Origin of the sequence: Kaistia sp. MMO-174, from assembly GCF_037147815.1 — a bacterium.
GTDB lineage: Bacteria > Pseudomonadota > Alphaproteobacteria > Rhizobiales > Kaistiaceae > Kaistia > Kaistia nematophila.
The window spans coordinates 536,036-557,657 of the sequence record NZ_JBBCUO010000004.1 but is presented as its reverse complement, the minus strand read 5'-3'; the positions used below and the strand labels follow the sequence as shown (position 1 = coordinate 557,657).

General features: G+C 68.8%; 20 protein-coding genes and 1 tRNA gene. 11 read left to right on the top strand and 10 right to left on the bottom strand.

Features of this window, described 5'->3' with window-relative positions; genetic code table 11:
• Positions 1 to 76: 76 nt before the first annotated feature.
• From WFK98_RS17580 to hemC, 7 genes are all read right to left on the bottom strand, one after another.
• Entirely contained in the window at positions 77 to 1,087 is a 1,011-nt protein-coding gene (locus tag WFK98_RS17580; RefSeq protein ID WP_266339022.1) for an ABC transporter substrate-binding protein, read from the bottom strand.
• A gap of 285 nt (positions 1,088 to 1,372) precedes the next feature.
• Positions 1,373 to 2,230 (bottom strand): MurR/RpiR family transcriptional regulator, encoded by an 858-nt coding sequence (locus tag WFK98_RS17575; protein WP_266339021.1) that lies wholly within the window; start codon positions 2,228 to 2,230, stop codon positions 1,373 to 1,375.
• 268 nt (positions 2,231 to 2,498) lie between these two features.
• Positions 2,499 to 2,574, bottom strand: a tRNA-Thr gene (locus WFK98_RS17570).
• A 105-nt stretch (positions 2,575 to 2,679) separates the two neighbouring features.
• Positions 2,680 to 4,251 carry a heme biosynthesis protein HemY gene (locus WFK98_RS17565; protein WP_336801141.1) on the bottom strand — a complete coding sequence of 524 codons (1,572 nt, stop codon included), beginning with the start codon at positions 4,249 to 4,251 and terminating at the stop codon, positions 2,680 to 2,682.
• Positions 4,252 to 4,261: 10 nt separating this feature from the next.
• On the bottom strand, positions 4,262 to 5,494 hold the full coding sequence (locus tag WFK98_RS17560; protein ID WP_336801140.1) for a COG4223 family protein: 1,233 nt from the start codon (positions 5,492 to 5,494) through the stop codon (positions 4,262 to 4,264).
• A 47-nt stretch (positions 5,495 to 5,541) separates the two neighbouring features.
• Positions 5,542 to 6,273 (bottom strand): uroporphyrinogen-III synthase, encoded by a 732-nt coding sequence (locus tag WFK98_RS17555; protein ID WP_336801139.1) that lies wholly within the window; start codon positions 6,271 to 6,273, stop codon positions 5,542 to 5,544.
• An 8-nt stretch (positions 6,274 to 6,281) separates the two neighbouring features.
• Positions 6,282 to 7,220, bottom strand: coding sequence for a hydroxymethylbilane synthase (gene hemC, locus WFK98_RS17550; RefSeq protein ID WP_336801138.1), 939 nt, complete (start codon positions 7,218 to 7,220; stop codon positions 6,282 to 6,284).
• Between the two features lie 124 nt (positions 7,221 to 7,344).
• On the opposite strand from hemC, the gene tsaD reads away from it, so the two are divergent.
• The 7 genes from tsaD (at position 7,345) to acs (ending at position 13,412) form a co-directional block, all read left to right on the top strand.
• Positions 7,345 to 8,436: a tRNA (adenosine(37)-N6)-threonylcarbamoyltransferase complex transferase subunit TsaD gene (tsaD, locus tag WFK98_RS17545; RefSeq protein ID WP_336801137.1), complete on the top strand. Its 1,092-nt coding sequence runs from the start codon at positions 7,345 to 7,347 to the stop codon at positions 8,434 to 8,436.
• Positions 8,433 to 8,888, top strand: a complete 456-nt coding sequence (locus WFK98_RS17540) for an NUDIX hydrolase (RefSeq protein WP_336801136.1) — start codon at positions 8,433 to 8,435, stop codon at positions 8,886 to 8,888. The genes tsaD and WFK98_RS17540 overlap by 4 nt, the downstream gene beginning before the upstream one ends.
• Entirely contained in the window at positions 8,882 to 9,853 is a 972-nt protein-coding gene (locus WFK98_RS17535) for an NAD(P)H-dependent glycerol-3-phosphate dehydrogenase (protein ID WP_336801182.1), read from the top strand. Before WFK98_RS17540 ends, WFK98_RS17535 begins: the two co-directional genes overlap by 7 nt.
• Before the next feature lie 111 nt (positions 9,854 to 9,964).
• Positions 9,965 to 10,243, top strand: coding sequence for a YciI family protein (locus WFK98_RS17530; RefSeq protein WP_266339014.1), 279 nt, complete (start codon positions 9,965 to 9,967; stop codon positions 10,241 to 10,243).
• 39 nt (positions 10,244 to 10,282) lie between these two features.
• A complete protein-coding gene (locus WFK98_RS17525) occupies positions 10,283 to 10,711 on the top strand; it encodes an EVE domain-containing protein (RefSeq protein ID WP_266339013.1) in 429 nt (142 codons plus the stop codon).
• Between the two features lie 7 nt (positions 10,712 to 10,718).
• Positions 10,719 to 11,414, top strand: coding sequence for a class I SAM-dependent methyltransferase (locus WFK98_RS17520; RefSeq protein WP_266339012.1), 696 nt, complete (start codon positions 10,719 to 10,721; stop codon positions 11,412 to 11,414).
• A 57-nt stretch (positions 11,415 to 11,471) separates the two neighbouring features.
• A complete protein-coding gene (gene acs / locus WFK98_RS17515) occupies positions 11,472 to 13,412 on the top strand; it encodes an acetate--CoA ligase (RefSeq protein ID WP_266339011.1) in 1,941 nt (646 codons plus the stop codon).
• A 255-nt stretch (positions 13,413 to 13,667) separates the two neighbouring features.
• Here the strand turns inward: acs and WFK98_RS17510 are convergent, their stop codons facing one another.
• Positions 13,668 to 13,865 carry a DUF1674 domain-containing protein gene (locus WFK98_RS17510; protein ID WP_266339010.1) on the bottom strand — a complete coding sequence of 66 codons (198 nt, stop codon included), beginning with the start codon at positions 13,863 to 13,865 and terminating at the stop codon, positions 13,668 to 13,670.
• A gap of 161 nt (positions 13,866 to 14,026) precedes the next feature.
• On the opposite strand from WFK98_RS17510, the gene htpX reads away from it, so the two are divergent.
• The 4 genes from htpX to purH all read left to right on the top strand — a co-directional run bounded on the left by htpX (position 14,027) and on the right by purH (position 19,997).
• Positions 14,027 to 15,022 carry a zinc metalloprotease HtpX gene (gene htpX, locus WFK98_RS17505; RefSeq protein ID WP_336801135.1) on the top strand — a complete coding sequence of 332 codons (996 nt, stop codon included), beginning with the start codon at positions 14,027 to 14,029 and terminating at the stop codon, positions 15,020 to 15,022.
• Between the two features lie 146 nt (positions 15,023 to 15,168).
• Positions 15,169 to 16,425, top strand: coding sequence for an RsmB/NOP family class I SAM-dependent RNA methyltransferase (locus WFK98_RS17500; RefSeq protein WP_442907447.1), 1,257 nt, complete (start codon positions 15,169 to 15,171; stop codon positions 16,423 to 16,425).
• Between the two features lie 131 nt (positions 16,426 to 16,556).
• Entirely contained in the window at positions 16,557 to 18,311 is a 1,755-nt protein-coding gene (locus tag WFK98_RS17495; protein WP_266339007.1) for a heparinase II/III family protein, read from the top strand.
• 69 nt (positions 18,312 to 18,380) lie between these two features.
• On the top strand, positions 18,381 to 19,997 hold the full coding sequence (gene purH, locus WFK98_RS17490; protein WP_336801133.1) for a bifunctional phosphoribosylaminoimidazolecarboxamide formyltransferase/IMP cyclohydrolase: 1,617 nt from the start codon (positions 18,381 to 18,383) through the stop codon (positions 19,995 to 19,997).
• 114 nt (positions 19,998 to 20,111) lie between these two features.
• Here the strand turns inward: purH and ccmB are convergent, their stop codons facing one another.
• Positions 20,112 to 20,783 (bottom strand): heme exporter protein CcmB, encoded by a 672-nt coding sequence (gene ccmB / locus WFK98_RS17485; RefSeq protein WP_336801132.1) that lies wholly within the window; start codon positions 20,781 to 20,783, stop codon positions 20,112 to 20,114.
• A complete protein-coding gene (gene ccmA / locus WFK98_RS17480; RefSeq protein ID WP_336801131.1) occupies positions 20,780 to 21,400 on the bottom strand; it encodes a heme ABC exporter ATP-binding protein CcmA in 621 nt (206 codons plus the stop codon). The genes ccmB and ccmA overlap by 4 nt, the downstream gene beginning before the upstream one ends.
• Positions 21,401 to 21,622: the final 222 nt, after the last annotated feature.

The following is a 21,622-nucleotide window of genomic DNA, read 5'->3' as shown; positions in this document are numbered from 1 at the left end:
GGCCTGGCCGCCGCCGTGTCCTGGGGGAGGGTCCGGGGCGTTCCGGCATGCGCCGGACCGCCCCGGAACAAGGGTCTCAGAGCGTGGTCTTGCCCTGGAAGGCCTCTTCGAGGATCTCGTTGGTGAAGAGATCCTTCTTGGCGACGATGCCCGCCGTCGCCAGCGTGGCGATGGTCTCGTCGACAGCCTTGTCCGTCATCCAGAACAGGCCGTGCTTCTCGGTATCGGGCGTGACCATCAACTCGTTGGTCGCCGCGGCGGATTTCTCCTGCGCCGCCTGGTCGAGGCCGTTGCCCTTGCCATAGACGTCGACGGTCAGCTGCGCCGACAGCGCCGGGTTCTTGACCGCTTCCTGCCAGCCGCGGATGGCGCCGCGCATGAAGGCGACGACCTGGGCGCGCTTCTCCTTGTCCTTCAGCGTCTCCTCGGTCACGAGGTAGTTGCAGTTGAACATCGGGTAGCCGTAGTCGGCCATCAGCAGGTAGCTGACGTCCTGGCCCTTTTGACGCAACTGCACGACGTCGTCATTGGAGAAGCCGAAGAACGCGTCGAGTTCGCCGGAAACCAGCGGCGTGAAATCGTGCTGGGCGGGGACCGTGTTGACGCTGGCGGGATCGATGCCGTTGATCTTCAGGAAGGCGTTCCAGACGACCTGGTTGTTGGCCTGGATGCCGACCGTCTTGCCGACCAGGTCCTTCGGCGCCTTGAGGCCGGTCTTGGTCAGCGAGATGATGGAGGACGGCGACTTCTGGTAGTTGGTGCCGATGATCTTCAGCGGCGCACCCTTGGCAACCGCATTCGCCGTGTTGTCGGTGCTGTTCTGCCCGACCAGCGCCTTGCCGGAGATGACGATCGGCTCGGCCGAGACGCTGGGGCCGCCGGCGAGCAGGTCGACCGCGATGCCTTCCTGCTCGAAATACTTGTTGGCATCGGCGATGTATTCGCCGGCGAACTGGAAGTTCTTCACCCAGCCGAGCTGATAGGCGATCTTGCCAAGCTTCGGTGTATCGGCCAGGGCTCGCGATGTCACAAGGGCCGGAGCCGCCAGAGCGGCAGCGCCGATCTTGATGAAAGTCCGTCTATCCATTTCCACAGGCTCCGAAGGATGATGTGCGTTCGACGAGGAGTAGTCAGGGGTAGAGAAGATGGGCTTCATCGCCCGGAAATCAGCCCGTTCCGGCCGGCAATGAACATCCTGTTACAGAAAGACTGTCACGGCGTTCTAATTTGTACAATTGGGTCGGCTGCTGAAATGGTCGTCACGCGGAGCGTGGAAAACCCAAGCGAAAACAATGATCGTAGTCGCGCTGCCTAGCGAGGCGAGGCGCGGCTGATCATTCAGGCATCACTGTCTGTCGGGGCTGCGGGCGGGCTATTGGCCCGGGCGCTCCAGCCAGGGCAGTTCTAGCGTCGTATATTGTTCCGCGAGTTCCACGGCCCGCTTGGTGCGGTGGGCGACGGCGGCGACCAGCGCCTCGATCAGCGTGATGGCGGCGGCATTCGACATCGAGCCGAACTGGCGTTCGGCCCGGCAGAACAGGTTGATGTCGGCCAGCGGCGCAAGGGGCGACTGGTGGCTGTCGGTGATCGCCAGCACCTTCGTGCCGTGCGCGCGGGCAAGGCTCGCCAGCTGGATCACGTCGCGGATATAGTTCGGAAAGGCGATGGCGATCGCGAGATCGTCGCGGCCGAGCTCGGTGAACTGCCGCGCCACGCCGATCGCGCCGCCATAATTGGCGATCGAGGTGACGTTGCCGCGCAGCCGTTGCAACTCGTTGCACAGGATCGCCGCGCAGCTGGCGCCATTGTCGAGCCCGAACACGATGACGTTCCTGGCGGCAAGCACGGCATCGACCGCCTGGTTGGCGCGCTCGTCGCTGAGCCCGTCCATGGTGGTCTGGACGTTGGCGATGTCCTCGTTCATCGAGGCGCGGAACACGTCGAGGCTGGTCGAGGTGCGCGACACCTGCACCTGCAGCCGCTTGACCGGGTCGAAGGCCGGTTCGAAGCTGCGGATCAGTTCGGTGCGGAATTCGGCATAGCCGGAATAGCCGATGGCGCGTGCGAAGCGGTTCGCCGAGGCGACGGAAACATCAAGGTCCTTGACCGCCTCATGGATGCTGATCCGCGCGACCTTCACCGGCTCTGCCAGTACGAAATCGGCGAATTTCTGCAGCGCGCCCGTCATGTGCGGGTATTTCGAATGGATCCGTTCGGCGATCGAAATCAAGATGGCTCCATCGCACCTGCAATGCGCTCGCCGGCAGGAGCAAGCGCTACGGGTCCACTGTACGCTGCCGTACAAGGAATCGACCCGTCAATCCGTAGCGACTGACCAAGCAAAATCCAAGCCGGCGCGGATCCAAATCGGATTCGGAGCAGTCGGCCTGAACCCCAGCAAGCGGCGTTTCGTGGTCACCATGTGGTCACCATAATGAACGCACCAATTCAGCGCTGAAGCTGCGTGGTGAAATTATCAATGATTTCAAGGAGGTTGGTGGTGCCGCTTACAGGATTCGAACCTGTGACCCCATCATTACGAATGATGTGCTCTACCAGCTGAGCTAAAGCGGCGTACCCGGGGATTCTGGTGGCCCCGCGAGGGGTGCCGTGAAATCCACGGGGTTCATAGCCACATTCGATCCGGGTTTCAAGCCTCCCCGATCGTTCTCCACCGCCTCACTGCAGACGCAGACGATCGGCCGGTTCGGTGTCGCGGTCCTCAACGCCCGGATCGTCCGGAATCGGCGCCACGACCGTCGCCGCGGGGCCGGCGGGACCGCCGTTCTTCGCCGCTGCCGGCGGGGTCGGCGCGGGCGCCCTGGCTGATTCCGGCGCGGGGGCGGGCGGCGCGGCGGGTTCCGGCGTCGGCGTGGGCGCTGGCACGGGGCTCGCCTCGATGACGAGCGGCTCGGTCGCTTCCGGCTCCTCGACGTCGAGCTCGATCGCCGGGCGCTGGTCGGCGGCGAGCGCCACCGTCGGCGTCCGCCACTCGAAGGCGTCGAGGCGGCCGGTGATGGGCGAAACCGGCGCCCAGGCCGGGAAGACATAGCCGTCGGCGGTCCATTGCGGATCGCGCGGCGCGCGCACGGCGCGCGTCAGCCATTCGCGCACATGGCCGCGATTGCCGTCCGGCCCTTCCTCGATCTCGGCCATCAGCAGGCAGAAGCGCTCGGTGCGGGCGGTATCGGGGATCGCCGCCAGTTCGCGGCGGGCCAGCGCCCAGTCGCGCGCGTCGATCGCGGCGCGCGCCACCGCCAGGCGGCTCTCGACATGGCCGGGACGGAGCGCGGCGAGCTTTTCGGCCCGCTTCAGGCGCTCCTGCGCGGCGTCGCCGGGGCGGACATTGGCGTAGGCCTCGGCGAGTTCCGGATGCGGCTCGAATTTCCAGCTCGTCTCGATGACGCGAGCGGCGCGCTTGACGTCGGCCTGGCGGGCAAAGAGCCGGGCGGCCAGGGTCGCGGCCGGAACCAGGCCGGGCGCCAGCTTGACGGCTTCCTGCGCGGCGGCGCGCGCCTCTTCCGGATCGGAGGCCTCGATCTCCATGCCGCGCGCGGTCAAAAGCACGGCGCGCAGGCGATGCGCCGCGCCGCGCTCGATCAGCTTGGCATGCAGGTTGGAGCCGAGCGTCGAGAGCGCCGCCGACCATTCGCCCTTGGCGGCCTGGTCCTCGAACAGGGCGTTGCCGGCCCAGGCGAGGCTCGGCGCCGCCTTAGCGGCTTCCTCGGCATAGTGGCGAGCGGCCGCGTGCTCGCCGCTCCGCTGCGCCTCGACATAGAGGCCGCGCAGGCCGAGCAGCCGCGTCTCGGGATCGTCCAGCATGGTCTCGAAGGCGGTGCGCGCGCCGGCGCCGTCGCCGGTCAGCTGCGCCGCCTGCGCCGCGAGCAGCAGCGTCAGTGGCTCGTCCTTCAGGATCTTGCGCGATTCGACGGCGAAGCGCTTCGCCCGCTTCACGTCGCCGGCGCCGATCGCGATCATGCCGCGCGACAGCGCCCGGTAGCCGCGATCGCGTTTGCGCCCGGACAGCCAGCCGCCGAACAGCTTTGGCGCACGAAAGACGGTGGCAATGATCCAGAGCAGGATCGCCAGCGCGACGAACAGGGCGGCGAGGCTGACTGCGGCGACCATCAGGCTGGTCTGGTAGTCATAGCCCTGCCAGGTCAGCACGACATCGCCGGGCCGGTCGGCAAGCCAGGCGAAGCCCGCGGCGATCGCGAAGACGAGGGCGACATAGACGAGGATGCGGATCATCGTCGCTCCGTCAGTTGGGAGAATTCGCGGCGCCGAGGCCGGCGAGCGCGGTGTCGATGGTGATGCGGTTGCCGGCCTTGGCCGCCCAGTCGGCGAGCGGCGCCCGGGCGATAGCGTCGAGAGCTTCGCCCTCGCGCAGCGCTTCGGCGAGGTTGCCTTCCTTCACCGCCGCTTCCATGCGCGAGACGATGGCGGTGGCGGAAGGGCCGGCCATCGGGCCCGACGGCTTGACGCTGACCAGCGAGCTTGCCGAAGCCGCGAGCCGGTCGACCAGGCTGGCGCCGGGATCGACCTTGGCGGCGGCGATGCGGATCTGTTCGGCGACGGCCGGGAAGCTCGCGGCAAGCTCCGCCTTCGACGGCGCGCCGGTGGCGGCCAGCGGCTGCAGCGCGGCGAGCCTGCCGTCGTCGCTGCCGAGCGCGATGGCGGCGGCGAGCTCGTCGGTGAACGGGCCGGAACCCGTGGCCGCCTGGCGCAGCGCCGTCACCGCGATGACGCGGGCGGCGGCTTCCGTCTTCGGGTCGGCCGGCGGATGCGCCTCGACGGCGTCGAGGCGGCCGGTCAGGGCATCGAGGCGCGATTGCAGCGGCGACAGGTCGACGGGCGGGGCCGCCGGGGCTGCCGGCGCCGCTTCCGGCCGGGCTTCCAGCGCGGCGAGCCGGCTTTCGAGCGGGCCGAGGTCCGGCGCCGGGGTCGTGGCGACGGGGGCCGGCGCGTTCGCGGCGGCCTCCTTCAGCGCGGCGATTTCCTTTTCGAGACTGGCGAGGCGGGCGGGATCGACGTCGGGAGTCGCCGTCGGTCTGGAGGCGGTTTCGCTGGCGGCCGCCTCGACGCGGTCGAGGCGGGCCGACACGGCGGCGAAGCGCGAATCGAGGCTGGCGCTGGCGACTGGGTCCGTGCCGGTCGAGGAGGAGAGCAGGGCGACGAGCAGGCCGCCGATGACGCCGCCGCCAAGAGCGGCGAGCGCCGGAATGACGAAGCGCGCGCCAGCCGATTCGCGCGGCGTGGATTCGAGCGCGGGCGTCGGTTCGGCAACGCCGACTTCCGGCTCATAGGCAGGTGGCGGAGGCGCGGCGGGCTCGGCCGTCGCGGCAGCGTCCGTGGCCGCCGGCACGTCGGCTTCCGTTTCGGGCGCGGGCTTCGTCGTGCTCGATTCGGCCTCGAGATCGATCGTCACGGGAGGCCGCTTGCGGCGGGGGGCGGACGATGCGCCTGCCGGATTGAAGGTGTCGTCGTCGCTCATGTCACCTCGATCTCGTCGGTCGCTTGGACCCAGTATAGACCAATGCGTTAACGGACGCCTGAAGGCGATGTTCCCATGCCCGGCGGGATCCGCGCCAGCAGGGCGTCGTCGGTCGGTTCGTCGGCAATAAGCACGCTACCGAATGTCAGGACGGAGGCGACGTTTGCCGAAAGCGCATAAATCGACAGGTGGTCGAGCGGCGGCTGTGGATCAAGCCGCGCCACCAGCCCGACGAAGGTCTTCGCCGTGCGCGGCGAATAGAGCAGCACACCGTCGAGCCTGCCTTGATGCAGATCATCCGCGACCGGATCCGGCAGCGCCGCGACCGGATCCATGCGGTAGGTCTCGACGAGGGAGATCGTGAAGCCGGTGGCCGTCAGCTTGTCGGGCCAAAGGCCGGCGCGATCGATGGCGGCCGGGTAGAGCAGCGTCCCGGCGGCGGGATCGAGCGTGGCGATCGCGAGCGACGCCAGCGCCTCGCCGTCGCCATCGGCCGAACGCACGTCTCGGAAGCCTGCCTCCCGCGCCGCCGTGGCGGTACGGTCGCCGACGGCGAGCACGGGTATGTCGAGCCAGGCGCGGAAGTTCGGCCAGCGCAGCAGGCCGCGCAGGCCGTTGCCGCTGGTCAGGAGAATGGCGGCGGGCCGGAAGCCGGGTGGCGGGGGGGCGAGAAAGACGGTCTCCAGCAGCGGCGCCAGCACCGGCTCGTGCCCGAGCGCGCGCAGCCTTTCGGCCGTTCGTGTCGCCTCGGGCTCCGGCCGGGTGACGAGCAGCCGCATGGCGCGCCTCAACCCGTCGCGAAGAAGGTCTTGCCGCCGCGGCCGATCAGTTCGTCGGCGGCGGTGGTGCCGATACGCGCGGCATCGGCAAGCGGCGCGGTCATCCGGGTGGCTTCCGACTGGCGGCCATCCGGCGACAGCACGATGCCGCGGAAGAGCAGCGCGTCGCCCGAAAGCGTCGCAAGGCCGCCGATCGGCGTGCGGCAGGAGCCGTCAAGCCGGGTCAGGAAGGCCCGTTCCGCAACCAGTGCCGTCTCGGTCGCCGGATCGTTGATCGCGGCGAGCAATTCGCGCACGCGAACATCGTCGGCGCGGCCTTCGACCGCGACGGCGCCCTGGCCGACGGCGGGCAGGAAATCGTCGAGATCGAGGATCGAGGTGGCGAGCTCGGCGCGGCCGAGCCGGCGCAGGCCGGCGAGCGCCAGCAGCGTGCCATGCGCGACGCCGTTTTCGAGCTTGGCGAGCCGCGTCTGCACATTGCCGCGAAACTCGACGACGACGAGATCGGGCCGGACGCGCAGCGCCATCGCCCGGCGGCGCAACGACGAGGTGCCGAGCAGCGCGCCCTGCGGCAGGTCGCGGATCGAGCCGGCGACCGGCGACAGGAAGGCGTCGCGTACGTCCTCGCGCGGCAAAAAGGCGATCAGCGTCAGCCCTTCCGGCAGGAAGGTCGGCACGTCCTTCGAGGAATGGACGGCGATGTCGATCGCGCCGCTGAACAGCGCTTCCTCGAGTTCCTTGGTGAACAGGCCCTTGCCGCCGGCCTCCGACAGCGACCGATCCTGGATCCGGTCGCCCGACGTCTTGATGACGACGATCTCCATCGACGCCTCGTCGAGGCCGTGGGCGACGGCGAGCCGGGCGCGCGTCTCATGCGCCTGGGCGAGCGCAAGCGGGCTGCCGCGCGTACCGATGCGGAGGACGGGAGTGGAGGCTTCGGATTGCACGGGGTCGGGTCCGGATGTTAGGGCCTGTCGGATCAATGCCCGTCAGGGCAGAATTCGGCGCCAGTCTAGCCACGACGCGCCCATCCGCAAGCAAGCCGCCCGATACGCGGCGAAAGGCCCCGGTGTGACTGCTACCGTCCTGGTTCTGGGTATTGAGACGAGCTGCGATGAAACGGCGGCCTCCGTCGTGTCGCGCGACGCCGGGGGGCGCGGCGAGATCCTTTCCAATGTCGTGCTGTCGCAGATCGACGACCATGCCGCCTTTGGCGGCGTCGTGCCGGAGATCGCCGCCCGCGCCCATGTCGAGGCGCTCGATCGCATCGTGCAGGCGGCGATGGACGAGGCGGGCGTCGGCTTCGGCGATCTCGACGCCATTTCGGCGACAGCGGGCCCCGGCCTGATCGGCGGCGTCATCGTCGGGCTGACGACGGCCAAGGCGCTGGCGCTCGCCGCCGACAAGCCGCTGGTCGCGATCAACCACCTGGAGGGCCATGCGCTGACGGCGCGGCTCACCGACGGCATCGCCTTTCCCTATCTGCTGCTGCTGGTCTCCGGCGGCCATACCCAGATCCTGCTGGTGCGCGGCGTCGGCGATTATGAGCGCTGGGGCACCACCATTGACGATGCGCTGGGCGAAGCCTTCGACAAGACGGCGAAGCTGCTTGGCCTTCCCTATCCGGGCGGCCCGGCTGTCGAGCGCGCCGCCGCCCGCGGCAATCCCCATCGCTTCTCGCTGCCACGGCCGATGTATGGCCGGCCCGGCGCCGATTTCTCCTTCTCCGGCCTGAAGACGGCGCTGCGCATTGAGGCCGAGGCGATCGCGCCGCTGTCGGAGACCGACGTCGACGATCTCTGCGCCGCCTTCCAGCAGACGGTGACGCTGGTGGTGTGCGACCGCATCGGCCATGCGCTCGACCGGTTCCGGGCCGAGTTCCCGGATCTTGCCGACCCGACCCTGGTGGTGGCCGGCGGCGTCGCCGCCAACAAGGCGCTGCGCGCCGGCCTCGACGCCGAGCTTTCCGCGCGCGGCTTCCGCCTGGTGGCGCCGCCGCATGCGCTCTGCACCGACAATGGCGCGATGATCGCCTGGGCCGGAGCGGAAAGGCTGGCACTCGGCCTGCACGACGATCTCGCTGCGCCGGCGCGGCCGCGCTGGCCGCTCGACCAGATGGCGGCGCCGATGCTCGGCTCCGGCCACAAGGGAGCCAAGGCGTGAGCGACGCCGTCATCCGCAAGAGCAAGGTCGTGCTCTATGCCACCTGGCGCGGCAGGCTGCTCGTCTTCCGCGAGCCGGATTTTCCCGAATATGGCATCCAGGTGCCCGGCGGCACGATGGAGCCGGGCGAGACGCCCGAGCAGGCGGCGCGGCGCGAATTCCTGGAAGAGACCGGGTTGGTCGCGCCGGATGCCATGACGCGGCTCGGCGAGCGCGACTATCGCTACGCGCCGGAGGGCGGCCCGGAGCGGCAGCACCGGCGCTGGTTCTTCCATCTGCCGCTCGAAGGCGACTTCGCCGAAAGCTGGGAGCAGCTGGAAATGCACCCGGATGCCGGCGGCCCGCCGATCCGCTTCGCGCTCTATTGGCTCGACCTGCCGCTCGGCGAGGCGCTGTTCGGCGAACTGGATGCGCTGCTCGACCGATTGCCCGCGCTGGAGATGGCATCATGACGATCGACCATATCGCCGTCGTCGGCGCCGGCGCCTGGGGCTCGGCGCTGGCGCTCGCCGCCCACCGCGCCGGCCGCAGGGTCACGCTCTGGGGCCGCAACGCGGCCGACATGGCGGCGTCGCGCGAGAACGCCGCCCATCTGCCGGGCGTAAAACTGCCGGACGCGATGCTGGTTACGGACCGGGTCGAGGCGGTGCTTTCCGCCGACGCGATCCTGCTGGCGACGCCGGCGCAGACGGTGCGCGAGGTCGCCGGCCGTCTCGAGGCCATCCGCGAGGACACGCCGGTCGTGCTCTGCGCCAAGGGGCTGGAGCGCGGCACCGCCAAGCGGATGACCGAGGTGCTGGCCGAGGCGCTGCCGCCGGCCGCTCCCGCCGTGCTGTCGGGACCGAGCTTCGCCGTCGACGTGGCGCGCGGCCTGCCGACCGCCGTCACCATCGCCGCGACGGAGCTGAAGCTCGCCATGGCGCTCTGTCACGCGCTCGGCTCCGCAAGCTTCCGCCCCTATGCCGAGACCGACATGCTCGGCGTCGAGATCGGCGGCGCCTTCAAGAACGTGCTGGCGATCGCCGCCGGCATCGTCGCCGGCCGCGAATTCGGGGCCAGCGCGAGTGCTGCCGTGATCGCGCGCGGCTTCGCCGAATTGCGCCGGCTCGGCGAGGCGCAGGGCGCGCTGCCGGAAACGCTGATGGGCCTTTCCGGCCTCGGCGACCTCGTCCTCACCTGCTCGTCGGTGCAATCGCGCAATTTCGCCTATGGCCATGCGCTTGGCAGCGGCGCCGCTCTGCCGCCGGCCCTCGCCGAGGGAGCCGCCACCGCGCCGGTGGCGCGCGATCTCGCCCGCCGCCTCGGCGTGCCGATGCCGATCACCGAGGCGGTGGCCGCCATTCTCGACGGTACGCTGTCGATCGACGCGGCGGCGGAAGCGCTGATGCTGCGGCCGCTGAAGCGCGAAGTCGATTGAGGCGCGCCGGCCCGGAGCCGTTCGACCGCTATCCCCTTTCGCGTTGAACACCGCCCTTTACGTGTGCCCGCCCGCCGCCTACCGTGCGGCCCGCATTTGCTGGAGGTCCTCATGCATTTTGTTGCCATCCTGAACGATCGCGATGACGGCCTGCCCGTCCGTCTCGAGAACCGTCCTGCCCATATCGAGTGGCTCAAGGAAGCCGGCATCGCCATCGCCGGTCCGTTCCTGAACGACAAGGGCGACATGTGCGGTTCGCTGCTGATCCTCGAGGCCGAGGACGAAGCGGCGGCGCGCGCCGTGCTCGCCGGCGATCCCTATGCCAAGGCGGGCCTGTTCAAGTCGACCGAAGTCCGGCCGTGGCGCTGGGCAGTCGGCAAGCCGGCCTGACCGGCACACCGGCTTTCATCGTTTCCATCGGAGCGTCCCATGGCCTACTGGCTCTTCAAGTCCGAACCCGACGTGTTCTCCTTCGACGATCTGGCGAAGAAGGGCGCGGCCGGCCAGGAATGGGACGGTGTCCGCAACTACCAGGCGCGCAACAACATGCGCGCCATGCAACTCGGCGATCGCGGCTTCTTCTACCATTCCAATATCGGCAAGGAGATCGTCGGGATCGTCGAGGTGGCAAAGCTCGCCCACCCGGATTCGACCGATGACAGCGGCCGCTGGGAATGCGTCGACCTGCGCGCCGTCCGGCCCGTCCCAAAGCCCTATTCGCTGGAGATGGCCAAGGCCGAGCCGCGGCTTGAGGGCATGGCGCTGGTCGGCAATTCGCGTCTTTCCGTGCAGCCGGTCGGCGACGCGCACTGGAAGCTGATCTGCGAGCTGTGCGGGCTCGATCCGGCCGCGATCTGAGCCCGGATTGATCGCCGATCCCGCGCGCTTCGTCGTCGAGCAGACCCGGCTGGCGCCGGTCGCCTTCGTTCCGGAAATTGAGCTTTATCAAGCGGATGAGGCAACCGCGCTTTGGCATCTGACCGAAGCGGCGCTGGATCGCGCCGACTTGCCGCCACCGTTCTGGGCCTTCGCCTGGGCGGGCGGGCAGGGGCTGGCGCGGCATGTTCTCGACCATCCGGAACTCGTGCGAGGCAGGCGCGTGCTGGATTTCGCCTCCGGTTCCGGGCTGGTTGCGATCGCCGCCGCCAGGGCCGGCGCGAGCCATGTCGCCGCCGTCGACATCGATCTCTTCGCAGTTGCAGCAATTTCTTTGAATGCTGCAGCAAACGGCGCGACGATCGACGCCCGGCAGGCCGATGTGATCGGATCCGCGGCCGGCGATTTCGACGTGCTGCTCGCCGGCGACGTCTTCTACGATTCCGGTTTCGCGGCGCGGCTGATGCCCTGGTTGGCGGCGCTCGCCGCGGCGGGCGTGACGGTCATCGCCGGCGACCCGGACCGGACCTACCGGCCGAGGATCGCGGTGCGCGATCTCGCCGTCTACCAGGTCCCGGTTCATCCCGCGTTGGAGGACGCGGCGGTGAAGCGGGTGCGGGTTCTTGAAGTCGGCTTTTGCGAACCGCTCCAGACTGGCTTGCCGGAAGTGCCGGGATTCGCATAATGCCGCCTGCATAAGGGCGTGCACCGCCACAAGCGGGGCTGCCAGGGAGGAATGAAGATGCACGACAAGATCTATCCGGTCTCGGACGACTGGGCGAAGAGCGCACAGATCGACGAGCCGACCTATCGCGCCATGTATCAGCGCTCGGTCGAGGATCCGGATGGCTTCTGGGCCGAGCAGGCCAAGCGGATCGACTGGATCACGCCGTTCACCAAGGTGAAGAATACCTCGTTCGCGCCGGACAACGTCTCGATCAAATGGTTCGAGGACGGCGCGCTCAACGTCTCGGCGAACTGCGTCGACCGCCACCTCGCCAAGCGCGCCGAGCAGGTGGCGATCCTCTGGGAGGGCGACAATCCCACCGAAAGCCGCTCGATCACCTATCGCGAGCTTTCCGAGCAGGTGAATGTCTTCGCCAATGTGCTGAAGGAGATGGGCGCCAAGAAGGGCGACCGGATCACCATCTACATGCCGATGATCCCGGAGACGGCCTTTGCGATGCTCGCCTGCACGCGCATTGGCGCCGTGCATTCCGTGGTTTTCGGCGGCTTCTCGCCGGACAGCCTCGCCGGCCGTATCGAGGATTGTGGCTCGAAGCTGGTGATCACCGCAGACGAGGGCTTGCGGGCCGGCAAGAAGATCCCGCTGAAGGCCAATGTCGACGCGGCGCTCGCCAAGCTCGGCGGCGACGTGAAGACGCTGGTCGTGCAGCGCACCTTTGCCGATATCCCGATGCAGAACGGCCGCGACGTCTTCTACAACGATCTCGCCAAGACCGTGTCGCAGCACTGCGAGCCGGAGGCGATGAACGCCGAGGACCCGCTGTTCATCCTCTATACGTCGGGTTCGACCGGCAAGCCGAAGGGCGTGCTGCACACCACCGGCGGCTATCTCGTCTATGCCTCGCTGACGCACAGCAAGGTGTTCGACTACCGCGACGGCGATATCTACTGGTGCACGGCCGATGTCGGCTGGGTCACCGGCCATTCCTACATCGTCTATGGCCCGCTTTCGAACGGCGCCACCACGCTGATGTTCGAGGGCGTGCCGAGCTATCCGACCAACTCCCGCTTCTGGGAGGTGATCGACAAGCACAAGGTCAACATCTTCTACACGGCGCCGACGGCGATCCGCGCGCTGATGCAAGCCGGCGACGAGCCGGTCAAGAAAACCTCGCGCGCGTCGCTGCGCCTGCTCGGCTCGGTCGGCGAGCCGATCAATCCGGAAGCGTGGGAGTGGTATCACCGCGTCGTCGGCGACGACCGCTGCCCGATCGTCGACACCTGGTGGCAGACCGAGACCGGCGGCATCCTGATCACCCCGCTGCCGGGCGCCATCGCCCAGAAGCCGGGCTCGGCGACGCTGCCCTTCTTCGGCGTCCAGCCGGCGATCGTCGACGGCGAGGGCAAGGTGCTGGAAGGTGTGGCCGAGGGCAACCTCATCATCACCGACTCGTGGCCGGGCCAGATGCGCACCGTCTATGGCGATCACGACCGCTTCGTGCAGACCTATTTCTCGACCTACAAGAACGCCTATTTCACCGGCGACGGCTGCCGCCGCGACGCGGACGGCTATTACTGGATCACCGGCCGCGTCGACGACGTGCTCAACGTCTCCGGCCACCGCATGGGCACGGCCGAGGTCGAGAGCGCGCTGGTGGCGCATGAGCATGTCTCGGAAGCCGCCGTCGTCGGCTACCCGCACGACATCAAGGGCCAGGGCATCTACGCCTATGTCACGCTGATGGCGGCGGTCGAGCCGACCGACGCGCTGCGCAAGGAACTGGTCGCCTGGGTGCGGATGGAGATCGGCCCGATTGCCTCGCCCGACCTGATCCAGTTCGCGCCCGGCCTGCCGAAGACGCGCTCGGGCAAGATCATGCGCCGCATCCTGCGCAAGATCGCCGAAGGCGAATTCGGCAATCTCGGCGACACCTCGACCCTGGCCGATCCGGCCGTCGTCGACGACCTCGTCGCCAACCGCCAGAACAAGCGGTAGTCGATTTCGGGAGGCCGGCTCAGTAGCCGGCCTTTCTTTGATGTCTCGTCATCTCCTGGCTCGATGGGTGCAACATCCTCGGCGTCATCCCGGGCTTGACCCGGGATCCATCCATCCGCTGTCTCGTTCGTAGTCGTTTGACGAAGGCTCGTCATCGCGCCGACGGCCTCAGGCCACGGCGGCACGGATCCCGGATCTCCGCTTCGCTGCGTCCGGGATGACGGAGCCTGGGGGATTACGGCCTTGGCAGCCGCATCAGAAGTCGCTGGCGATGCCCTTGTTCTCCCAGTCGCCGTAGCGCACCGGTTCCGGGCCGGCGCGGCCGAGGATCTCGCGCGGGCGCCTCGTCGCGGCGTCGATCTCGGCGCGGCGCGCTTCCGCTTCGGCGAGCGCGCGGCGGGCGACGTCGCTGAGCGGGCGGGGCGGGTGTGCGGTTTCGGCTTCGTCGCTCATCGGGGCCTCGAAGATGGGGCGCTGGGGCGCAAATGGCGCGGATTCCCGCGCCCGGGGCCGGCGCCGCAACTTGCAGCTCGACCGGTACCCTCCCATCATATAGGTCGAACCCGCCGGCCGCCGCAACGCGCCCGGCCATCGCGGCCAATCGGGAGTGATCGATGAACGTCATGCGCACCGCCATGCTGATCGCGGCCTTGACCGCCCTGTTCATGGGCGTCGGCTACCTGATCGGCGGATCGAGCGGCATGATGATCGCGTTCGTCATCGCCGCCGGCATGAACATCTTCAGCTACTGGAATTCCGACAAGATGGTGCTGTCGATGTACGGCGCCCACGAGGTCGACGAACGCAGCGCGCCGGAGTACTACGGCATCGTCCGGCAGCTGGCGCAGCGCGCCGATCTCCCCATGCCGAAGGTCTATGTCATCGACTCCGCCCAGCCCAACGCCTTCGCCACCGGCCGCAACCCGCAGAACGCGGCCGTCGCGGCCTCGACCGGGCTGCTGCAGGTGCTGACGCGCGACGAGATCGCCGGCGTGATGGCGCATGAGCTGGCGCATGTGAAGAACCACGACACGCTGACCATGACGATCACGGCGACGCTGGCCGGCGCCATCTCGATGCTGGCGAACTTCGCCTTCCTGTTCAGCGGCAATCGCAACCGGGAAGGCGGCGGCATCGGCATGATCGGGACGATCGTCATGATGATCGTCGCCCCGATGGCGGCCATGCTGGTGCAGATGGCGGTCAGCCGGACGCGCGAATATTCGGCCGATCGCCTCGGCGCCGAAATCTGTGGTTCGCCGCGTTCGCTAGCGAGCGCCCTTGCCAAGATCGCGCGCGGGGCGCACGAGATCCCCAACGAGGCGGCCGAGGCGAATCCCGCCTCCGCGCATCTCTTCATCATCAATCCCCTATCCGGGCAGCGCATGGACAATCTCTTCTCGACTCATCCGGACACGGAAAACCGGATCGCCGCCCTCATGGCCATGGAGGCGGAGCGCGGTGGCTCCGGCGGCGGCGCGCGCCCGGCTGCCCGTGTCGACCTGCCGGGAGGCTTCCGCTCCAACCGGCCCGCCGCGTCGGAGCCGCGCGGTCCCTGGGGCGGCGCCAATCCGGACTCCGGTTCCTCCGGCAGGGGGCCGTGGGGTTGAGCCAGAAGTCGAAGTCCGGCAAGCCGTCGGCAGGCAAGTCATCCACCGGTAAGTCGTCCACCGGCAACCGTCCCGCCCGCAACGCGCCGCGCAAGCCGCGGCTCGCTCCCGGCGTCGCCGCCCGCCTTGCCGCGACCACGGCGTTGATGGCGGTGCTCGCCGATCATCGCGCCCTCGACAGCGCGATCGACGCCACCGACGGTCCGTTCGAGGCCCTCGACCCGCGCGAGCGCGGTCTGGCCCGCGCCATTCTCGGCATCTCGCTGCGCCGGCGCGGCCAGATCGAGGATGCGCTCGGCCGCTTCCTCGACAAGGCGCTGCCGCGCAAGTCGGGTCCGCTGCCGGCGATCCTGCATGTCGCCGCGGCGCAGATCCTGTTCATGGATGTCCCCGACCACGCCGCCGTCTCGATCGCCGTCGACACCGCTGAGGCGGATCGCGACGCGCGTCATTTCAAGGGGCTCGTCAACGCCGTGCTGCGGCGGCTGACCGAGCAGCGCGACGCCATCCTCGCCGCGCAGGACGAGGTTCGCCTGAATACGCCCGACTGGCTCTATGAGCGCTGGGTGATGGACTACGGCGCCGCCACCACGGCGGCGATCGCGGCGGCCCATCTGCTGGAGCCGTCGCTGGACCTTTCGGTAAAGTCCGATCCGGCCGGCTGGGCGGAGAAGCTCGGCGGCATCGTGTTGCCGACCGGCAGCGTCCGGCTGATTGCGCACGGACCGATTGACGCACTGCCGGGCTTCGGCGAGGGCGAGTGGTGGGTGCAGGACGCCGCCGCCGCGCTCCCCGCGAAGCTGCTCGGCAAGGTCGACGGGCTTGACGTCGCCGACCTCTGCGCGGCTCCGGGTGGCAAGACGGCGCAGCTCGCCGTGGCCGGCGCCCGGGTGACGGCGGTGGATGTCAACGAGGCGCGCCTGCTGCGCGTTCGCGAGAATCTCGGCCGCCTCGGGCTGGAGGCCGAAACCGTCGCCGCCGACGTCGCGAGCTGGCAGCCGGACCGTCTGTTCGACGCCATCCTGCTCGATGCGCCCTGCTCCGCGACCGGCACGATCCGCCGCCATCCCGACGTCGCCGTGCTGAAGCGACCGTCCGACATCGACACGCTTGCCGCATTGCAGGCGTCGCTGCTGGCGCGCGCCGCCGCCATGCTGAAGCCGGGCGGGACGCTGGTCTATTGCACCTGTTCGCTCGAGCGGGCCGAGGGCGAGGATCAGGTTGCGCAGGCACTGGCCAGCCTACCGCTGGTTTTGGAGCCGGTCCGGCCGGAAGAGGTCGGCGGCGTCGACGCGATTTGTCGCGACGGCTTTCTGCGCACCCTGCCGTCGGACCTTCCCCATGCGGAGCCGCGGCTTTCCGGCCTCGACGGCTTCTTCGCCGTCCGCTTCCGGCGCCTTTAGGGCGCCGGGAACGGTTTCAATTTGTGCGAATCCGCAATTAGATTGCTCGAATCGCCGGCCGACTGATTCGTTTCGAGCGTTCGAAAATCCGGTCAGCACGAATTCAGCAGTAGATGAGGGAGCGAGAGAGTATGGCGCTCGGAGCAGGATCCGGTCGGGGTCGGCTCGTCCGCTTCGCGCTCGCGTCCGCATGGCGCCGGGTGCGCTATGCGTTCCATGCCAGCCCCCTCTATCGGTGGAAATATTCGGGCCAGGTGCCGGAGCGGCTGCTGATCGCGCCGACCGACCTTCGAACCGCCGACCCGACCATCGCCAACGACATCTATGCCGGCCGCTTCGTCTTCGCCGGCGAGGTGGTCGATGTCACCGGCTTCTCCGTGTTCGAGATCGAGGCGCCGTCTCGCGCCTGGGCCGAGCGGCTACACGGCTTCGGCTGGCTGCGCCACCTGCGCGCCTCCGACCTCGCCGTCTCGCGCTCCAACGCCCGCGCGCTGCTCGACGAATGGATCAAGTTCCAGAAGAGCCATGATCCGGTCGCCCGGGATCCCGACGTCATGGCGCGCCGGATCCTGTCCTGGCTAGCGCAGACGCCGCTGGTGCTGGAAGGCTGCGACCACGGCTTCTACCGCCGCTTCATGCGCTCGCTCACCAAGCAGGTGCGGCATCTGCGCCGCGTTGCGCGCGACGTGCGGCCCGGCCTGCCGCGGCTGCGGGTGATGATGGCGCTCGCCGCCGCCGGCCTGTCGCTGTCCGATCAGCCGCGCCTGGTGCGCCAGGCGTCGCGCTGGCTCGACCAGGAACTGGCGAAGCAGATCCTGCCGGATGGCGGCCATGTCGGCCGCAATCCCGGCACCATGCTGGAAATCCTCGTCGACCTGCTGCCGCTGCGGCAGGCGTTCACCGCGCGCGGCCAGCAGCCTTCCGCCGTGCTGCTCGGCGCGATCGACCGGATGATGCCGATGCTGCGCTTCTTCCGGCACGGCGACGGCTCCTTCGCCCGCTTCAACGGCATGGGCGAAACGCAGCTCGGCCTGCTCGCCACCGTGCTCGCCTATGACGACGCGCGCGGCAACCCGTCGAAGAATGCGCCCTATGTCGGCTACCAGCGGCTCGAGGGCGGCGACACGGTCGTGCTGGTCGACACCGGCCCGCCGCCGGAACCGGTGCTGTCGCTCGACGCGCATGCGGGCTGCCTTTCCTTCGAGATGAGCGCCGGCCGCCAGCCGCTCATCGTCAATTGCGGCGTGCCCGGTCCAGGCGCCACGGCGCTGCGGCGCATGGCGCGCACCACGGCGGCGCATTCGACCGTGACGCTGAACGATTCCTCGTCCTGCCGTTTCCTGACCGGCACCTATCTCGCCGACAAGCTGGGCGAGGCGATCCTTTCCGGCCCGACGCGCGTGGAGGTCCAGCGCCAGGACCATCGCAACGAGACGGTGCTGAGCGCGTCGCATGACGGCTATCTCTCTCGCTTCGGCATCCGCCATGAGCGCCAGCTGGTATTGTCGGCCTATGGCGACAGGCTCGACGGCGTCGATTCCTTCACGGCGCCGAGCGGCAAGCGCGGCGGTCGCGACGCCTTCGCGCTGCGCCTGCATCTGCATCCTTCCGTCGAGGCGACCCGGATCAACCACGGCCATGGCGTCTTCCTGGCGCTGCCCGACGGTTCGGCCTGGCAGTTCGACACGCAGGGGCTGGAAGTACTGCTCGAGGAGAGCATCCGCCTTTCCGACATCAGGGGCAGCCGGCGCACCGAGCAGATCGTCGTCTATGGCCGCGCGCTGCATCAGGATTCGATCGAATGGACCCTGCACCGCGTCGTCGAGCCGGGCGGTCGCCAGCGCCATCATGACGATCCCGGCGACGATCTGCCGCTCGGTGCGTAAAGCGGGCTGCGTCCCCAGAAAAAACGTGGTATCGCGCGGGCCTTCACTTATCGAACCCGCGAGGATGCCATGGCCGTACCGCCGTCAAAGGTCGCCCTTCCCGAACTCGTTCCGATGAAGCGCGCGCTCTTTTCGGTGTCGGACTCAACCGGGCTGATCGACTTCGCCCGGGCGCTGCATGAGCGCGGTGTCGCCCTCGTCGCCACCGGCTCGACCTGCAAGGCGCTGATCGACGCCGGCCTGCCGGCGACCAATGTCGCCGACGTTATCGGCTTCCCCGAGATCCTCGGCGGCCGGGTCAAGACGCTGCATCCGAAGATCCATGGCGGCCTGCTCGGCATCCGCAACGATCCCGTCCACGCGGCCGAGATGGAAGAGCACGGCATCGAGGGTTTCGACCTCGTCGCAGTCAACCTCTATCCGTTCGAGAAGACGATCACCGCGACGGAAGACTACGCAACCGCCGTCGAGAACATCGATATCGGCGGCCCTGCGATGACGCGCGCCGCGGCCAAGAACCATGGCTTCGTCTCGATCGTCGTCGATCCCGCAGACTATGCCTCGGTGCTGGAGACGCTGGACGCGAATGCCGGCTCGACGCCGCTCGCCTTCCGCAAGCGCCTCGCCGGCAAGGCGTTCGCCCGCACGGCGGCCTATGACGCGGCCGTCTCCGGCTGGTTCGCCCGCGTGCTGGAAGAGCCGGCGCCGGCCTGGCGCTCGTTCGGCGGTTCGCTCCGCGAGGTCATGCGCTATGGCGAGAATCCGCACCAGCAGGCGGCATTCTATGCCACGGGCGAGGTGCGCCCCGGCGTCTCGACGGCGAAGCAGCTGCAGGGCAAGCAGCTCTCCTACAACAACATCAACGACACCGACGCCGCTTTCGAGCTGGTCGCCGAGTTCGATCCCGCCGAGACGGCGGCGGTCGCCATCATCAAGCACGCCAATCCCTGCGGCGTGGCGACGGGCGCGACGCTGGGCGAGGCCTATGACAAGGCGCTGCGCTGCGATCCGGTCTCGGCTTTTGGCGGCATCGTCGCGCTGAACCGCACGCTCGACGCCGAGGCGGCGAAGAAGATCGTCGAGATCTTCACCGAGGTGATCATCGCCCCGGATGCCACCGACGAGGCAGTCGCCATCGTCGCGGCGAAGAAGAATCTGCGCCTGCTCGTCACCGGCGGCCTGCCGGACCCGGCCGCCAGGGGCACGACGGTCAAGACGGTCGCCGGCGGCCTGCTGGTGCAGGACCGCGACGCCGGCCGGGTCAGCAAGGCCGATCTGAAGGTCGTGACCAGACGCGCGCCCTCGGACGCCGAGCTGGACGACCTTCTCTTCGCCTTCCGCGTCGCCAAGCACGTCAAGTCGAACGCCATCGTCTATGTGAAGGACGGCGCCACGGTCGGCGTCGGCGCCGGCCAGATGAGCCGCGTCGATTCATCGACCATCGCCGCCAAGAAGGCGGCCGACGCCGCCCGCACGGCGGGATTGCCGGAGACGCTCGCCAAGGGTTCGGTCGTCGCTTCCGACGCGTTCTTCCCGTTCGCCGACGGTCTGCTGGCGGCGGCCGAGGCGGGCGCGACGGCCGTGATCCAGCCCGGCGGCTCGATGCGCGACGACGAGGTGATCGCCGCCGCCGACGAAGCCGGCCTCGCCATGGTCTTCACCGGCATGCGCCACTTCCGCCACTGAGCGGAACGGTCATCTTCGAAATCACTAGAACGCGGCCTCCGGGCCGCGTTCTTTGTTTCTGGACGGCGCCGCGCCTCCACCATGGTGGAGAAACCGAAAATCGGATCCGAGGACTCAGTCCATCCCGGCGCGCAGCGCGGCGGCGCCGGCGACGGGGCCGATCACGGCGCTTGCCAGCGTCAGGGCGATCAGGATCAGCATCGGGTTCAGGACCGGCATGCCGACCGTCGTCGCGGCGGTGATGGTGCTGACGCCGAAGATCAGCACGGGAATGGTGAAGGGCAGCACCAGGATGGCGACCAGCAGGCCGCCCCGGCGCAGCGCCGTGATCAAGGCGGCGCCGATCGCGCCGATGAAGATCAGCGCCGGCGTGCCGATCAGCAGCGTCAGAGTCACCAGGCCGATCGCCTGCGCTTCCATGCCGAGGATGAGGCCGAATACAGGCGCGCCCAGCACCAGCGGCAGGCCGGTCGCCAGCCAGTGGCCGATCGCCTTCGCCAGCACCACCAGCTCCAGCGGCAGCCCGGAGAGGATGAACTGGTCGAGGCTGCCGTCGTCGCGGTCGTCCTGGAACAGCCGGTCGAGCCCGAGCAGGGTGGCGAGCAGGGCGGCGATCCAGAGCATGGCCGGGCCGATGCGGGCGAGCAGCTTCATGTCGGGTCCGACGCCGAACGGCACCACGGCGACCACCGACAGGAAGAAGATCAGCCCGACAAAGGCGCCGCCGCCGGCGCCGAGCGACAGGCGCACCGTCCGTCCGATCAGGCCGAAGAAGAAGCCGGTCATGCGGCACCGAGAGCGAGCGTCGCCGAGCTTGCGACGGGGAGGGGACGATGTGTCGCGGCCAGGGCCAGCCCGCCGCCGGCGAGATGCCCGGCCAGCAATTCCCCGAAGGTCGCCTCGGAGCGGGCATCGAGCGCGGAGGTCGGTTCGTCGAGCAGCCAGATCGGACGGCGCACGACGAGCAGGCGGGCGAGGCTGGCGCGCCGCCTTTGGCCGGCGGAAAGATAGCCGGCTGGCAGATCGTCGAGGTGATCGAGTTCCACCTGTTCGAGCGCTTCCCGCGCCGGAAGGCCCGGCTCGCCGGCGACGCGGGTCCACAGCGCCAGGTTGTCGCGCACGCTAAGCGCCGGCTTCAGCCCGTCCAAATGGCCGAAATAATGAGCATTTTCGCTGATGCCGGCGTCGCTTTCGCGAGCGGCATCGAAGCGGAGGCTGCCGGCCGCGAGCGGCAGCAGGCCGGCGACGGCGCGCAGGAGTGTTGATTTGCCGGCTCCGTTGGCGCCGGTGACGGCGAGCAGCTCGCCTGCGCCGATCATGAAGCTGATCTGCGCGAAAATGGTGCGCCCGCCACGACTTACGGCAAGATCCGTCGCGGATAACCGGTTAGCGGCGCGGTTCATGCGCGGATCCCACCGTGAGGTGACGCCGCGTCCGATTGCGTTTGAGCAGCTTTGAAAGATTCCAAGCGCGGCGACTTTCGTTGATCTGGCTTCTCCTTACGAAATTCATTATAAGGCCTGCAACCCGGCGCGCCGGTCGCGCCGCGGTCAGGACCTGCGTCACCACCCCAGGGATGGACCGCGTGCCGAGCGAAACTCCGCCGCCACCTTGGGTGCGCCTGA

Excerpts from the sequence above, each read along its gene's own strand:
- WFK98_RS17555 (WP_336801139.1), bottom strand. The coding sequence starts at position 6,273 with ATGCGGCTGCTCGTCACCCGGCCGGAGCCCGAGGCGACACGAACGGCC.
- acs (WP_266339011.1), top strand. The coding sequence starts at position 11,472 with ATGCACGACAAGATCTATCCGGTCTCGGACGACTGGGCGAAGAGCGCA.
- WFK98_RS17510 (WP_266339010.1), bottom strand. The coding sequence starts at position 13,865 with ATGAGCGACGAAGCCGAAACCGCACACCCGCCCCGCCCGCTCAGCGAC.
- WFK98_RS17565 (WP_336801141.1), bottom strand. The coding sequence starts at position 4,251 with ATGATCCGCATCCTCGTCTATGTCGCCCTCGTCTTCGCGATCGCCGCG.
- ccmB (WP_336801132.1), bottom strand. The coding sequence starts at position 20,783 with ATGACCGGCTTCTTCTTCGGCCTGATCGGACGGACGGTGCGCCTGTCG.
- WFK98_RS17495 (WP_266339007.1), top strand. The coding sequence starts at position 16,557 with ATGGCGCTCGGAGCAGGATCCGGTCGGGGTCGGCTCGTCCGCTTCGCG.
- purH (WP_336801133.1), top strand. The coding sequence starts at position 18,381 with ATGGCCGTACCGCCGTCAAAGGTCGCCCTTCCCGAACTCGTTCCGATG.
- WFK98_RS17580 (WP_266339022.1), bottom strand. The coding sequence starts at position 1,087 with ATGGATAGACGGACTTTCATCAAGATCGGCGCTGCCGCTCTGGCGGCT.
- htpX (WP_336801135.1), top strand. The coding sequence starts at position 14,027 with ATGAACGTCATGCGCACCGCCATGCTGATCGCGGCCTTGACCGCCCTG.
- WFK98_RS17500 (WP_442907447.1), top strand. The coding sequence starts at position 15,169 with ATGGCGGTGCTCGCCGATCATCGCGCCCTCGACAGCGCGATCGACGCC.
- ccmA (WP_336801131.1), bottom strand. The coding sequence starts at position 21,400 with ATGAACCGCGCCGCTAACCGGTTATCCGCGACGGATCTTGCCGTAAGT.
- WFK98_RS17525 (WP_266339013.1), top strand. The coding sequence starts at position 10,283 with ATGGCCTACTGGCTCTTCAAGTCCGAACCCGACGTGTTCTCCTTCGAC.
- WFK98_RS17560 (WP_336801140.1), bottom strand. The coding sequence starts at position 5,494 with ATGAGCGACGACGACACCTTCAATCCGGCAGGCGCATCGTCCGCCCCC.
- WFK98_RS17530 (WP_266339014.1), top strand. The coding sequence starts at position 9,965 with ATGCATTTTGTTGCCATCCTGAACGATCGCGATGACGGCCTGCCCGTC.